The sequence below is a fragment of the Ruegeria arenilitoris genome, from assembly GCF_013030985.1.
GTDB classification, from domain to species: domain Bacteria; phylum Pseudomonadota; class Alphaproteobacteria; order Rhodobacterales; family Rhodobacteraceae; genus Ruegeria; species Ruegeria arenilitoris_B.
The window spans coordinates 347,982-361,777 of sequence record NZ_WPYP01000004.1; the positions used below are offsets into that span (position 1 = coordinate 347,982).

12 protein-coding genes and 2 pseudogenes are annotated in these 13,796 nt (G+C 52.0%); 7 read left to right on the forward strand and 7 right to left on the reverse strand.

Annotated features, from left to right (window positions below; translation table 11 throughout):
- Positions 1-112: 112 nt before the first annotated feature.
- From GOX88_RS23275 to GOX88_RS11495, 6 genes are all read left to right on the forward strand, one after another.
- Positions 113-370, forward strand: coding sequence for an Arm DNA-binding domain-containing protein (locus GOX88_RS23275; RefSeq protein WP_217354211.1), 258 nt, complete (start codon positions 113-115; stop codon positions 368-370).
- Complete coding sequence (locus tag GOX88_RS23280; protein ID WP_217354212.1) at positions 342-935, forward strand: tyrosine-type recombinase/integrase; 594 nt, start codon at positions 342-344, stop codon at positions 933-935. Before GOX88_RS23275 ends, GOX88_RS23280 begins: the two co-directional genes overlap by 29 nt.
- 9 nt (positions 936-944) lie before the next feature.
- Entirely contained in the window at positions 945-1,292 is a 348-nt protein-coding gene (locus GOX88_RS23285; protein WP_217354213.1) for a tyrosine-type recombinase/integrase, read from the forward strand.
- 183 nt (positions 1,293-1,475) lie between these two features.
- Positions 1,476-1,793: a hypothetical protein gene (locus GOX88_RS11485; RefSeq protein ID WP_217354214.1), complete on the forward strand. Its 318-nt coding sequence runs from the start codon at positions 1,476-1,478 to the stop codon at positions 1,791-1,793.
- A gap of 1,083 nt (positions 1,794-2,876) precedes the next feature.
- The gene (locus tag GOX88_RS11490; protein WP_170430813.1) at positions 2,877-3,242 is read left to right on the forward strand and encodes a hypothetical protein; all 366 of its coding nucleotides are present in this window, start codon (positions 2,877-2,879) and stop codon (positions 3,240-3,242) included.
- 344 nt (positions 3,243-3,586) lie between these two features.
- Complete coding sequence (locus GOX88_RS11495; RefSeq protein ID WP_170401455.1) at positions 3,587-4,198, forward strand: hypothetical protein; 612 nt, start codon at positions 3,587-3,589, stop codon at positions 4,196-4,198.
- A gap of 59 nt (positions 4,199-4,257) precedes the next feature.
- Here GOX88_RS11495 and GOX88_RS11500 read toward each other — a convergent pair.
- Positions 4,258-4,652, reverse strand: a pseudogene (locus tag GOX88_RS11500) (IS3 family transposase); the annotation flags it as partial.
- A gap of 339 nt (positions 4,653-4,991) precedes the next feature.
- Here GOX88_RS11500 and GOX88_RS11505 point away from each other — a divergent pair.
- On the forward strand, positions 4,992-5,894 hold the full coding sequence (locus tag GOX88_RS11505) for an alpha/beta hydrolase (protein ID WP_302478190.1): 903 nt from the start codon (positions 4,992-4,994) through the stop codon (positions 5,892-5,894).
- A 69-nt stretch (positions 5,895-5,963) separates the two neighbouring features.
- Here the strand turns inward: GOX88_RS11505 and GOX88_RS11510 are convergent, their stop codons facing one another.
- The 6 genes and pseudogenes from GOX88_RS11510 to GOX88_RS11535 all read right to left on the reverse strand — a co-directional run bounded on the left by GOX88_RS11510 (position 5,964) and on the right by GOX88_RS11535 (position 13,505).
- Positions 5,964-7,337: a cytochrome P450 gene (locus GOX88_RS11510; RefSeq protein ID WP_170401461.1), complete on the reverse strand. Its 1,374-nt coding sequence runs from the start codon at positions 7,335-7,337 to the stop codon at positions 5,964-5,966.
- A gap of 37 nt (positions 7,338-7,374) precedes the next feature.
- On the reverse strand, positions 7,375-8,745 hold the full coding sequence (locus GOX88_RS11515; RefSeq protein WP_170401464.1) for a cytochrome P450: 1,371 nt from the start codon (positions 8,743-8,745) through the stop codon (positions 7,375-7,377).
- Positions 8,746-9,088: 343 nt separating this feature from the next.
- Positions 9,089-9,425, reverse strand: a pseudogene (locus tag GOX88_RS11520) (hypothetical protein).
- A 439-nt stretch (positions 9,426-9,864) separates the two neighbouring features.
- Positions 9,865-11,253: a hypothetical protein gene (locus GOX88_RS23290; protein ID WP_217354215.1), complete on the reverse strand. Its 1,389-nt coding sequence runs from the start codon at positions 11,251-11,253 to the stop codon at positions 9,865-9,867.
- A 1-nt stretch (position 11,254) separates the two neighbouring features.
- Positions 11,255-12,547, reverse strand: a complete 1,293-nt coding sequence (locus tag GOX88_RS11530) for a M16 family metallopeptidase (RefSeq protein WP_254436246.1) — start codon at positions 12,545-12,547, stop codon at positions 11,255-11,257.
- Positions 12,548-12,896: 349 nt separating this feature from the next.
- Complete coding sequence (locus tag GOX88_RS11535) at positions 12,897-13,505, reverse strand: DUF6869 domain-containing protein (RefSeq protein ID WP_217354216.1); 609 nt, start codon at positions 13,503-13,505, stop codon at positions 12,897-12,899.
- Positions 13,506-13,796 lie beyond the last annotated feature (291 nt).

The window sequence follows — 13,796 nt, forward strand, 5'->3', positions numbered from 1 at the left end:
AATTTAAGTTGACAATCGTTGCGCCTTGAATTCATGAGTTACTCCAGAATTCGCCGCCATTTGCTTCCGTATAGCTTCCGGAAGCAGGTCGGAAGAAAGGAGTGTTCTGGATATGTTCAAGCTGACCAAACGCGCGGTAGAGGGTCTTTCCATTGAGGCCAAGGAGTACCTTGTCTGGGACCGTGACATGCGCGGCTTTGGGCTGCGAATCTGCCCCTCCGGCAAGAAGACCTATCCGGTTCAGTACCGGACCGGGCGCCGGACACGTCGGATCACCATCGGCCAACATGGCGTTCTGACCGCCGAGGAAGCGCGGACGCAGGCAAAGCAGCCTTTGGGCGATGTGGCGCGGGTCGGACCCTTCCGCTGAGAGACAGGCCAAACGGCACGCACCGACCGTTGCGGGTCTCTGTGACCGATTCTTAGAGGAATATGTCGACCAGCATTGCAAGCCGACCACTGCCCGCGACTATCACAGCGTGATCCGCCGGTTCATCCGTCCCAAACTTGGCCCAATACCGATTGCCGAGGTAACCCGCGCCGATGTGGTGACCTTTCACCACGGGCTGCGCGAAACCCCCTATCAGGCCAACCGGGCGCCGGCCATGTTGTCGAAGCTGTTTAATCTGGCCGAGGATTGGGGCTTGCGGCAGCCGGGATCAAACCCCGCGCGCCGGATCAAGAAATTCCGCGAAGAAGAAAAGAAACGCTATCTGTCAGACGCGGAACAGATACAGCTTGGTAAAGTACTGGCCGAGGCGCTGGAAGACGGCACAGAGACTGTATACGTCGTCTCGGCCCTGCTGCTGATCTACACCGGATGCCGCCTCAGTGAGATTCTGACGCTGCGCTGGGACTATGTAACCTCGCACCATCTGGAATTGCCGGACAGCAAGACCGGACGCCGCCGCATCCCGTTGCCGAGAGAAGCCTAGGACATCCTGATGGACCTGCCCCGGCAACCGGGAAACCCCTACGTCATATTGGGCGAGTCTGAGACCGGACCGCTCAACAACCTGCAAAAACCGTGGCGACGTATACGTAAGACGGCTGGACTGGAAGATGTCCGCATTCATGATTTGCGGCACACATACGCTTCTGTTGCGATGAAAGATGGGATCGACCCGTTCACCCTGAAAGAGATCATGGGTCACAAGAATCTAACCACGACCCTGCGATATGCGCATCTGGCAGATGACGCGGTTCAAAGAGCGGCTGGATCAGTGGCGACCCGTTTGGCCCGTGCCGTTCGCAAGGACATTCGTTCTGCGCCCTTGAGGGCAGTCAGCTAATCGGAAAAAGAGGTCTAGTGGAGGACGTTGCGCCATTCATCCGTCGTGCTGCGATTGATCATTATTGGCACATTTGAACAAAAGACTGGCGTCGAGTCACAATTCTAAATGGCGATTAGTGGTCATATCGTTCAGACTTTGGATTTCAGCAAGTTAAGGTTGCTATCGCCTAACGAGGAGAAAATGCCCGCAGAATTCTGGTTAGCGCTGTTGGTGGAAATCATTCTGTGCGCATCTCTTATTGGCTCAACACGTAGCTTCTTCGAACGATTTCTGGAAACCAAGCCATCAGGTAATAATCGCGATCCCAAACGTAACCGCCCTGAGAGAGGTCATCGGACCAATCTCAGAGCTGTCCTCGAAGCCGAAGGACAGGAACCACTTGGGCTGTGGCACCGCGAGTCACGAAAGCCAAAAACGTGGAAATCGCTTCAGGAGAACGGCAACCGACGGTCTCGCGAATTGAAACGTCTCGGACTTAGGAATGACAAAGATGGTTGAAGATGTCTAAGTAGCAGACTGGCTGGGAGGATGTCAGTATTTATGACCTGCAAAACACCTTTGCCCCAGCTGCTATGTAAAACGGGATCGACCAGTTCACCCTTAAGGAGATTTAGAACCACAAAAATCTGACCACGACCCTGCGCTATGCACATCTGGCAGATGATGCGGTGCAACGGGCAGCGGGATCGGTTGCAGCCCGTCTGGCACGCGCCGTGCGCTAGGACGTCCAGGTCACCCCTTTGCGGGTCGTTCAATAGCCTCACATTGCTGCGATCCGTCGCTTTGGCAGATAAGTCGCAAGGTGAGACTTAGGGGCGGGTATTTGGAGCGGGTGCCGCTAGGTAAGGTTGTACACCGAATCTCTGAACTTCAATCGCGTTGCCAAAAAACAACGCGCAACAGCCGAGTTTCTTTTTGACGCGCGAAAAAAAGGCACAAAAAGTCTTTGTAAAACAAGCATGAAATTTGCTGCTTAAATTTTAGGCAAACAGAGCGAAACCTTTAGTTTTTAAGATGAAACGCGTACTCAACACCAAATTATCCGCGCACTTATCCACAAAAGCCGTGGATGTCTTACGTGTTGATTGAAGTCAGCAGCCATGTAAAACAGGTGATTCCAAGAATCTGGGTTACAGGCTTACGTGATTCATCTTCGGAACTCCCCCCGCAAATTATCGGAAGTGAACTTGGTTCGGCTTGCTGGTTTCAGTTCCAATTTAGCCAGCGAGTCCGCTTGGACAAAGCGCACGAGTTGTCTTGATGACTTGCGCTATTCGAACTCCGAGGAACCGCGGCACCACCAAAGGTTGTTCAGTTTCACTCCATTACATGGGGCTCATTTCAAGAACTGCGACGCGGTACGAATTGGCATGCCTGCTTATGCTGCGGCTCCACACCGGAGTTACCCCGGGACACGTCGAATCTCTCAACCCGACGTGGGTTAGGTGTTAAACACCCGTACGCATCAGTGCCTGCTAGAAATTTCAAACCGGACACCGAAAAAGTCTCGGATTGCCACTGTTAAGCCTCATTCTCGTAGTCAGTCCGAACCATAACCGCATGTATGTAAAGGAGTATTTCATGCGCAGGTTTTTCACTGCCGTTGCCCTGTTGCCTTTTGTTGCTGCCTGCGCGCAGTCGCCGGATAAGGTCGGTGCCACGTATGTCAGCCCGGCTATCTTTGATGGGCGTTCGTGCCAGCAATTGCACGCCGAGCGCAACCAGATTGCAAGCAACGTTAACAAGTTGACGGCAGACCAAAAGAAAGCGGCTACGGATGACGCAGTCATTACAGGCGTGACGCTGGTTCTGTTCTGGCCTGCCGCGTTGGCTATGGCTGCGACACAGGATCACGCCGACCAATTGGCGGCAGCCAAAGGGAACTACGACGCCATCACGCAGGCCATGCAGACGAAGAATTGCCCCCAAATCGGCGTGACTGGCTAAAGCTGCCAAGCAGCAACAAGGAAAGGGGAGCATGAAGGTGTGTTCCCTTTTCTTACGACGCTTTGCCACCATCTACTTCTTGAGCAGTGCGGCACGCCTCAAAGGCCGTGCCCAAGAGACATAGCGTTCGCTGCCTGAAATAAGAGAACCTCAGCTCTGCGGGTTGTTCAGTAACGTTACCCTACATAGGCAAAGCAGCAAGGGATTGAGCGCTCTACGTATAGGTTACGTTACATAGGGCACCACACAGCAACCATACGTTAGACAACAATACAGGCTTAGGGTCTATGCTGGATAGTCAGGATAAGAAAAGCGAATTGGATTTCGAAAACATGTAGAAGCAGATGCAACTCCCCTTACCAATCGCGGAAGGGTTTGTTGCGGACATTGGTTGGATTGCTCAGCACAACCACCCCAAAGACCAGCGCATAACACCACTACCAGCGAAAGAGCGCAAAGCGATCTACAGCAAGCTGGACAAGACCATCAGTTCTTTGCTGGAGCAGCTTTCAAACCTGCCACCCTCCATCCAATGGGAGTTTGACGAGGTGGGTATGGGTAACGAGCCGGAAAACTACTTTGAAGACTCTTTGGATTCTGGTCACGAATGTCTTGGCTACAGCGAACATCTCGTAGATGCGGTTCAAGAAAAATTGCCGAAGATTCAATTCCTGATCGGCGAGGCGCTGGAACAGCACAAGCGTCCGCGTGCCAGACCGAAGCAAAATGAAAATCTGGAAGAAACAATTCAGCGGCTCGCGCAGATTTTCCAGCACTATACTGGCCGGAGTCCGATGGAGAAGCACCGCTACGACGAAACCGACGCTGACCAGCCTTACAAAAGCGATTTCTTCAGTTTCCTATATGATTTCTTCTGGGTTGACCCCAACCACAGGTTCCCGACATCGCAAGCCATCGGCAACGCGACATTGCGCGTGTTTGGCCTTACAAAATAGGGGATGTCATAAATGGACAAGTTTTAAGCCATATATGACATTAGAATAATCCGCGCCTACACGAAGTCATAGCTCCACACGTGGTTTCGATGCTTTGGCCGCAGCCGTACACATGATCCGTCATTCAACCAGAGCCGCCCCTTCTTTGGTTGTTTCATTGGCACTTCAAGCCCCTGCCGCCGTCAAAGTCTTTCGACCCGTTTGCCATGCACCTGCCAGCCCAAATCTCTCAGCAGCTCTGCGATCCGGCGAAAGCCGTAGCGACCATACTGGCGGGCCAATTTATCATATCCGCCACCAGTCGCTCCTCGTCAGCTTGACCTCTCGGCAGTTTTCGCTGTGTGGATCGGTGCCGTTTCAGGACACGACACGTGCGGCGTTCTGAGACCCGCAGTTTGGAGCGCACATGGTTGATGCAGGCACTGCGATGGGCGGGGCTCAGCAGTTTCCCTTGTTCGCCATTTGGTTCCTCCGTTTTCTTAACTATAGTAGTGGACCACTTCAGTCGGGGAGGATCAGTGGAAATGGTGATTTTAGATTTCCAGCTTGTTGCCGACAAAACCAAGTTTTGCTAGCAGTTTGTTTTGACAAACAAATATTCGAACCTGAGCGAGCGGATAACCTGCCTGAAAATCTTGTCCAATCTAGTGAGCTGATTACAGCTACTCCCGTTACTTTCCGGCACAAATTGTTGGAATATGTGGTACGTGCGTTTGCACGCGCGCCAATGCCGGTATTGAAGATTATTGCGGGGAAACCGGTAGAAGTAGAAGGCAAACGCCTTGACCCGTTGATGCAGATTATTTGTCAGAAGTTTGCGCCAGATCCTCAAAATCCTCCAACTCTGGAAGAAAAACGAAAGGATCTGGATATCCGCGGTGCATGGCTAGCTCACCGATTAGATTCGAATGTATCCATTAAAACCCTTACCGTTCCTGGGCCGGGTGACGACATCAAGTGTGAGTTGCATTGTCCTACAGGACTGCCTTCTTCGGCGCGTGCTATTATTCATTTTCACGGCGGGGGTCACGTAATGGGATCACCTCAAAGCCATCGCAGAACCAGCAATCGAATGGCCAAGGATACGCAAAGTATCGTGGTCGTCCCTGACTATCGTCTTGCTCCAGAAAACCCGTTTCCCGCAGCGATCGAGGACTGCCTCGCAGTTTTCGATTTTGTGGCCGAAAACCATCAGGAGTTAGGCATCGATCCAAACAAGATCGCTTTAGCGGGTGGCAGCGCTGGTGGTAATTTGGCGGCCGTGGTCGCCAATCACCGCCGATCAGCCCCCATCCCACCGTGCCTGCAGATTCTTTGGTATCCAAATACCGAGCGATCAACGGCGCGGCAGTCTTTTGCCACTCTCGGATCAGGGTTCCTCTTGGATCTGAACGAGATTCAAGAGTTTAATGATGCTTACACGCCGAACCCGAAGAACCTTTTGAATCCGCTTGCCACACCGGCATCAGATGACTTGGCCGGCGTGTGCCCAGCCATCATTTTGGCAGCGGGATTCGACCCATATCTGGACGACAATCTGGCCTATGCTGAGCGACTGCGACAGGCCGGCGCCAACGTAGAAATGCGGGTCTACGCGAGCCTTATCCATGGGTTCACCGGCATGTCCGAGTTATCGCAGGGTGCCCGCGAAGCCTGGACTGATACGATGGTGCTGATAAACAAAGCACTCAACTGAGCATGCGGCATAATACTCAGATGGTTGATTGAGGGGGCTTGCCCCTCCCGCCGCCCTTTATAAAAAAGGTTACTTTCTTGGCGTTAAGTACAGCTTCACCCCTCCGGCCGGGCGAAGCACGATACGAGATGTCGGATAAGGTGTATGACCATCTACAGGTTTTATCTCATTCGACCTGACAATCGAGGCTAGGATAGAGACAGCTTCCAGCATTGAAAGCCCCATTCCAATACAAATCCGCGGTCCGCCCGAGAATGGAATGAACTGAAAACGATGATGGCCTTTGGCTCGGTCCGGTGCAAACCGCTCAGGGTCGAACCTGTTGGGATTCTCCCAGAGCTTTTCGTGCCGGTGCATCGGATATGTAGCCAGAACCACAGTGTCGCCGCGGCGAACAGAGGTGCCATCCGGAAACGTCACGTCCTCCAAGGCAACCCTTTCCTGCGCATAGACCGGCGGGAATAATCGCATCGCCTCCTTCACAACCAATTCGTGTTTTTTTAGCTTGCCGATGTGATCCGGCTGTAGTGGGGCATCGCCGCAGATTTCGTTTACTTCCTCCAGCAGCTTCTCCTGCCACTCTGGACTGTTGGCCAACAGATACATTGCCCACGAAAGGGTCAAAGCTACAGTTTCGTGGCCTGCACTAATGAAAGTAATAAGGTTGTCTCTAACCTCAATGTCGGACAAGCCAGTCCCTGTGTCTTGGTCGCGTGCTGAAATCAGCATACTCAACAGGTCATCGCTTTCCACGCCGGAACGACGGCGGCGCCCGATAGTCCTTGTGCACTCTTCCCGCAGACGCTCAACCGCGTCCCTGCCCTTTCGGGCCCAGGGTTTCGGCAAGTCGCGCGTAATCTTGAAGAGATCAAAGAAATCAATCCGGCCGTTATACTCAAGATACAGGTCGATATCTTTGGATATCGCTTCGGCGTTCAAATCAGACCCTTCACCCGACAGCAGTGTTTGCACGATAACCTTGAGCGATGCCCTGTCCATCTTTTCGAATACATCGACAGGACCTTGTTCCAATGAAAGCAATTCAGCTGTCTCATCCGCGATGCGGATAATGCCGGGCAAAAGTTTGTTCAGATGAATCGAGCGGAAAATCGGAGACGTGGCCTTGCGTTGAAACTTCCAGCGTTCCCCTTCGATTGTCAGCAACCCCTCACCGCCCGCACGTTTGAGAATTGACTGCCAGATTTCCGAACGTGGAAACAGGGTGTAGTTCTTTAGTAGCACGTCCTGAACAATGTCTGGATCGGTTACGTGCACATAGCGCTTGCCGAAGAAATTTACTTCATGCGTGAAGTCTTCGTACAGCTTGCGAGGCCATATCTCGACTGGATTTCTGAACATTCTCCTGAGAAGGGCAAAGTTCGATGCGCCTTCAGACAGGGTGTCCACTGTGACTGGTTCAAAAGGCTTGTGATCGATGTTCATAACGTGTCCTGATTTGATCGCTTCCGAGCCCAAAGCGTCAATGGCGTGGCGAAACGCGCAGTTTCATACCGCCTTCTGCGTGAAGGGTTATGCGTGAATTGGGATATGGGACAAACCCCTCGACCGGAGCCAGCCTTACCGTACGGACGACGCTGGCGAGGATGGCCGTGGCTTCGAACATCGCGTATTTTAGGCCACTGCAAATACGCGGCCCAGCCGAAAACGGGATATACTGAAACCGATGGTATGACGACATTCTCTGCGCATCAAACCGGCGCGGTTCAAAGTGATTGGGCCGTTCCCAGAGCTTCTTGTGTCTGTGCATCGGATATGTGGCCAGAAAGACCATATCGCCTTTTCTGAGTTTCAAGCCATTGATCTCGACATCTGCTGCGGCAACGCGGTGCATGCCCTGGCACGGAGGGTACAGCCGCATCGCCTCTTTCAGAACCATCTCATGCTTTTTTAATCGCCCTAAATTATCTGCAGTCAATGGGGCTTCACCCAAGACTTCTGAAAGCTCATCCACCAATTGATCTTGCCAAAAGGGGCTGTTCGCCAACAGATAGAAAGTCCACGCGATAGCGTGTGAGGTCGTCTCTCGGCCTGCGCCGATGAAGGTCACGATATTATCCCTCAATTCGATCTCAGACAGTTTCTTTCCGGTTTCCGGATCTTGGGCAGCCAATAAAAGAGACAACAGATCATCGGTTGCGTTATCGGATTTTCTACGATTGGACAGTGCTTTCATGGCATCTTCTCTGAGTCTTCCTGCCGCTTTCACCCCCGCGCGCGCCCATGGTTTGGGGAGATTTCTGGTCGCTTCGAACAAGTCCAATGGGTCGACTTTAGCAACAAAAGCCAAAAGCTTGTGAACGTCGTTAGAGATGCGTTCATAGTCCAGATTATCTTCTTCACCCGAGAGCAATGTGTTTGCAATCGTTTCAAAGGTCGCCTTTGAAATAGAGGGCAGGACATCAATTTCGCCGGGATTGGATCTAAACTGCTGTGCAACCTCTTTGCCCACCGCAATCATATGCGGAAGCAAGTTTGACAAGCTCTTGCGTTGAAAGACCGGGGCTGTCGCCTTGCGCAGAAACTTCCATTCTGCACCCTCTGCAGTCAGCAAGCCCTTTCCTATGGATCGTGACATTATCGATTGTGCGATTTCCGGCTTTGGAAAATCCGACTGCTGACTAAGCAAAACGCCCTTTACGATTTCTGGATCGCTGGTCAGGACAACACGGTTACCAAGGATTTGTTTTTCGAAGATGAAATCTTCGTACAAGGAGTCCGGCCAGCCCTCGACGGGGTTTTGCATTACCTTTCTGAGTACTGAAAAGGCTGACGCATTTCTTTGTATCGGTTTTACGGTGACCGGTTCAAAACTCTCAGTTTCCGCTAACATTCATTCAATTCTTGTCAGACGTCCTTTGAACCAACATTGTGAATATACACAGGTTGCAAGAACTTATAGTTATACCACCCTGGGTCGTGCTAACTTACTTTGTCTGAGTTGACAAGATTTCGCGTTCACACCTTATGCGCGATAATCGGTCGCCGCCCGTAAAAGCACAGTTTCAGCCGTGGATCTGTCTCTGGGGTACGGTAATGGGACTCATTGTCGTTTTTTAATCGATGAGGCTCTTAGATTTCTTCAATGTATGTCCGCTTCGAGGAAGGCGCGGCGCAGCATTTGGCATGAACGTGCACGGCAGCTTTGGGCCGCCCGCGAAGGCGACCCATTGGCTCTAGATCTCAATGGCTTCGGCGATGGCCAAGGCATCCTCGAGTTCGACGCCGAGATACCGGACTGTACTGTCCATCTTGGTATGGCCTAGCAAGAGCTGAACCGCTCTGAGATTGCCAGTTTTCTTGTAGATTTGGGTGGTTTTCGTGCGCCTCATTGAATGGGTTCCGTATGCGCTTGCTTTGCAGAACTGAGGCGCGTTCCTTGATCTGACCCGATGATATGACTTCGACCACCTTCATCTTCACCAGATCACAGCCGCGATGCTTGCTGTCGATTGCCATATTGAAGAGTGCAAGATCGCGATGGTTGTCGGCAAGCTCGAGGCGAACACGGATTGCCCAGACATGTTATGGTTTCAGCGGGCGCTTCTGACCCACGATACGGCCTTTGTTCCAGGCTGGGCGAAGTGCGCGAATGGCAGGTAAGTTTGGTGTTTCCATGACTGATCCTCCGATCCGCCGTGCCCACCCACAACGACAACCCGACGTTGACGCGATCCAATATCACAGGATGCTGCGATTGCTCCGAGGTCCTCTTAGAGCCCTTACCAGACCTTCGCCATCCTTCGTAGCTTCGCTTGCGCAGCAAACCGCGGATCGCGCAAACCGGACATTCAGTCCCGCTAGGTGAAAGGCGGTGATGCGAGACATACTACCGCTGCCCAAGGGCTTTCCTGTCAGTCATCGCTCTCGCGGCAATCGTCATATACTGGCTGTGAGTCCTGACCCTAGTCTTTCGATTGAATTGACGATTTTAGCAACAACTGCGTTTCAACTATAAGCTTTCAGCATTGGAAAGAACGTCAAGGCAATACCTTAAGGGGGTGCTTTTCGGCAGCGAACAGTATCCTTTTGACTGCATGGTGTCAGAAGGAGAGTTTCCTCCTCCGATCAGAATGAGAAGAAAATCGTCCAAAGGCGGTAAAAGCTCATTTGAGTTTTTTGCCGTCTCCTCCAACAACAGTGTTTGAAACACTCCAAAAAGCGGAATTTCTATAGTGCCGTCCGCACCCTCGGGATACTCGTGCAGGTATTGCCGCGTTCCCCAGGCAGGCTCAGTGAAAAAGTCGCGATAGTAAGTCCGGTCCAACTGACCGAACTGAAGCTCCAATCCTTCCTGTTCAATCTTCCCGCTGCGGACACTCTGGTAGATTTCCCTTATTTTCTGATGGATCTCGGGCCACCTTACCGCCTCAACTGTTGCGCTTAATGAGATAATTGCCTTTTTCTTTCCCATCACAACGAAGTCTGAGCGTGGATCGTAAGCCGCGCGCATTTCCTGGCGGATGATCCGAAACATCTCGGACCCTTGGTTTGCGCCGATGTAATCTACCAAGACATTTGTCCCAACCTGGTCAGCCTCATCTGCAAACTCTTCAGCTTTGACAAAAAGGATCAGCATCTCGGTAGAGTCGGGGTCGGCAAAGTGAATGACACCCGTCGGAAGGGTGAAGGCTTCTTCGTTCGTACCCATCAACGCTTCAGCCCATTTTGCGAAAGGCAATTCCCACTTTCCTTTCGGGCGGGGAAGCTTGTTGACCAGTCGAAGGGTGCGGCGTTCAACTTCTTCATCCCCAGATCTCAGTATTGCCTGAATGGGCTGGCCGAAACGAAATTTGCCATCCCCGACCTCGGCTTCCGCTTCATCAGGTTCGTACTCCAGGAATTTCGCCACTTCATTCAGAACATGTTCTGGCCTTCTGGTCCTGGTAGACTTGATAGGGTTGGTATACTGCAGCTCTCTTGCGTACCAGCCGTCTGAGTATTCCGGCTCAAGCAAGAGATTTTCGAGGTGGACGAGGGTCTCTGGAAAGACCTCGTTTGGCGCCGAGACAGTGAGCATCAGATTATGGCGACTTGTTTCGATGTAATGCCTGATCCCCTTCAACTGCTTGTACTTAGCAATTTTGTGTGAGGAACGGCTTGATGTTCCTCCTGACACGACACTTGCGAGACCAGCACGTAAGGCGGCCACCCGTTCTGTTGTCGGTCGATCAATCGGCCAAACCAAGGTGAGTTCCGAAATGCCGTTCTTCAGAGGCGTCAGAAAAGCAATATTCGCATCGCCAGTCGTTGCGATCAACTCTGCCCGGACCTGCTGAGCAGACAGCAGGCTGAGAACCACAAAGAGAGTGGCAAAGAAACGGCCTTTGAGTGTTTGCATGTTACTCTGCTTTTTCGGCCAACACGACAGATGTCGCTGATGGCTTGATGACCTTTTCGGCAAAATCAATAACGTCCTGATCTGTGGTATCGTTCAAGATTTCGACAAATACCGACGGGGTGATAGGGGGGAAGCCATCAGAAGCCACGTTCTCCAGGAATGATAGAAACGCTACGGGTCGGCGCGTGGCATTCCGGGCCGAGACGACCTGCGCCTGGCGCGCTTGATTGATTTCATCCCTGGTGATCGGTTCGTTCAACAAATTGGCCAGAGTCTCTGTCAGATGGCTGTGCGCCGCGTCCAAGCTGAAACCGGGCATCAGGTGCAAATCTATGGTAAGTTCTAGGTCAGCATTCTTGGCAAGAAACCAGTCGGCGTCGACGCTGAAAACGCGCTCGTCTTGATAGTACAGGGCCTTGTAGAGCCTTTCTTTCAAAATATCGCTGGCGATGAAAAATGCGCCCTGCATATCAATGCTGGTTGACCGATCTTCGAAGTCCACGAATTTCGCAAACTGGACTGTGTCATGCGCCAGCTTGTCCGACCTGATGCGTTCGACAAACCTGAGCTCGGGATCCGGTTTGTGGTCCAACCAGGGTTTCTGAGGCGCCTCAGAAGGTTCAGTGTCCCCAAATATACGAGCAACGAGTTCCTCGGCTTTATCAGGTTCAGTTTTCCCCGACACGATTAACGTCACATTGGATGGCGCATAGTGTGTTTCGTGAAACTGATAAGCCTTCTCAAGGTTCAATTTGGAAAGATCTTCAATGGTGTTGTTTGCCCGACCGCGCAGAGTGCCATAGAGGTTTTGAAGCGCAATTCTTCGGAGCCAACGGAGCGGAGACTGTCTTTCGCGCAACTGTGTTTCCCGTTGAACGATATCAATTTCGCTTTCCGCAAATCCTGCCGGCAGCGATGGCGTGTCAAGAACGGCCCGAGACAGCTGCAACAACATTTCTATGTCAGAAGGTACTCCGGAATTCGTGTATACCGTCGATACGTTATGCGTTGTCGCATAGATGTCGCGTTCGCGGGGCTTTCTGAGTATTGTGGCATCCGCTGAAAACGCAGCCAGATGCTCAGTTAGATGCGCTGTACCGGATGGTTCCGGATCATCATACGCCCCCGAAAGAACAATTAACTGCACGTCCACACGGTCGAAGTCATCACTCGGAACCACGTAGGCTGCGTATAATCCGCCCTTCTCAGAAAGAGGAATGACGCTCTGAGCTCGAACTGTTCCAGCAAACACCAAGAAGACAAGCGAAAAAACCAATACGACTGCGCGCATCATAATCCTTTGAACTTTGTCACTTAAGCCAAAAACTCCGTCACCAAGCGTTCAACGAAAGTAGCAATGATTTGCTGAATGCTTGCGGGATACGGGCAGTTTTTTCAAGCCGTCAACTGAAAACTTGTCGAAGTGTGTTCGAGTTCAAGTCGGGTGAAAGTCCGCTTTATCCGCATAGCGGACATAGCCGTAGTAGGAATCCGCTCCAAAAAGAAAACGGGCGCCAGACACGCCCGCTTCTGTTTCTTTAAAACGTTGATCAGTGAACCGTCTCAACCTTGTGGAAGTCCAGATCGCGGTCTTCCGGCATCGCGTCGATGCTCAGCACCTCTTTGCGCTTGGCGATCAGGATTCAATCACAACCAGCGTCTCGGCCATTCAACTCGGAACGATGCCTCCAAGCGCCATTCTCATCCGGCAGATAGCGGCCCTTGTTGGCGGTCATTCGGTCAAATTCGCTCAGATTTTCAGCCATATACTCGACGCCATTTTCAATCGGGATCAATGTTGGCAATGGGTCGTCAACTCTAGATTGGATCACCCGCAAGCGCATCCAGACATCGTCACTCATTCTGTGGCGCCACACACCTGTCAGCATCCGCGCAAAGCTATCGTCCTTTTGCGCCAAACCCTCAAAGTGAGGAATCACTGACCCGTAGTGGGCCAATATGTGCTCGGCGAGGCTCGTCGCAATAGCTTGGTAATGATCGTCGGTTTCTGCAACTTCGAGCGCATTCATCATAAAGTCCCACAACGCTCTGGGGTGATACCAAAAACAGAAGAATGTAACCCACCGTGCTGGGTCACCGTTAATCTGATTGCCATCCAAATGAGTCGTGACGTTTTTCAACGTCGTTTGCCCGACGTCGAGACCTTTGTCTTGCGCAAAGCGCACGAGACGCTCCTTAGTACTGTTCAGATGGTCGTACTGACTTTCAGCTTCCAGCCAAAACCTGGCCATAAGCTGCATTTCCGTTACAGAGGATTTTGTCAAAAACAACCGTGGCTATCACCACGTTTTCAATACGCTCGACAGATGAGCGTAACCACGTTGAGTCCCTTTGCTATTACAGTATTTCAACCGCGGTCAACATGTTAAGGATCTCTGAGATTCAGAGAGGGCGTTCTTCCGTTCGCCCTCTCTGCGATTCGTTGATAGATCAGTGAACCGTCTCAACCTTGTGGAAGTCCAGATCGCGGTCTTCCGGCATCGCGTCGATGCTCAGCACCTCTTTGCGCTTGGCGATCAGGA

What these genes read in the sequence shown, in the direction of transcription:
- GOX88_RS11510 (WP_170401461.1), bottom strand. Translation starts at nt 7,337, where the DNA reads ATGAACATCGATCACAAGCCTTTTGAACCAGTCACAGTGGACACCCTG.
- GOX88_RS23290 (WP_217354215.1), bottom strand. Translation starts at nt 11,253, where the DNA reads ATGCAAACACTCAAAGGCCGTTTCTTTGCCACTCTCTTTGTGGTTCTC.
- GOX88_RS23285 (WP_217354213.1), top strand. Translation starts at nt 945, where the DNA reads ATGGACCTGCCCCGGCAACCGGGAAACCCCTACGTCATATTGGGCGAG.
- GOX88_RS11495 (WP_170401455.1), top strand. Translation starts at nt 3,587, where the DNA reads ATGCAACTCCCCTTACCAATCGCGGAAGGGTTTGTTGCGGACATTGGT.
- GOX88_RS23275 (WP_217354211.1), top strand. Translation starts at nt 113, where the DNA reads ATGTTCAAGCTGACCAAACGCGCGGTAGAGGGTCTTTCCATTGAGGCC.
- GOX88_RS11515 (WP_170401464.1), bottom strand. Translation starts at nt 8,745, where the DNA reads ATGTTAGCGGAAACTGAGAGTTTTGAACCGGTCACCGTAAAACCGATA.
- GOX88_RS23280 (WP_217354212.1), top strand. Translation starts at nt 342, where the DNA reads ATGTGGCGCGGGTCGGACCCTTCCGCTGAGAGACAGGCCAAACGGCAC.
- GOX88_RS11490 (WP_170430813.1), top strand. Translation starts at nt 2,877, where the DNA reads ATGCGCAGGTTTTTCACTGCCGTTGCCCTGTTGCCTTTTGTTGCTGCC.
- GOX88_RS11535 (WP_217354216.1), bottom strand. Translation starts at nt 13,505, where the DNA reads ATGGCCAGGTTTTGGCTGGAAGCTGAAAGTCAGTACGACCATCTGAAC.
- GOX88_RS11505 (WP_302478190.1), top strand. Translation starts at nt 4,992, where the DNA reads ATGCAGATTATTTGTCAGAAGTTTGCGCCAGATCCTCAAAATCCTCCA.
- GOX88_RS11485 (WP_217354214.1), top strand. Translation starts at nt 1,476, where the DNA reads ATGCCCGCAGAATTCTGGTTAGCGCTGTTGGTGGAAATCATTCTGTGC.
- GOX88_RS11530 (WP_254436246.1), bottom strand. Translation starts at nt 12,547, where the DNA reads ATGATGCGCGCAGTCGTATTGGTTTTTTCGCTTGTCTTCTTGGTGTTT.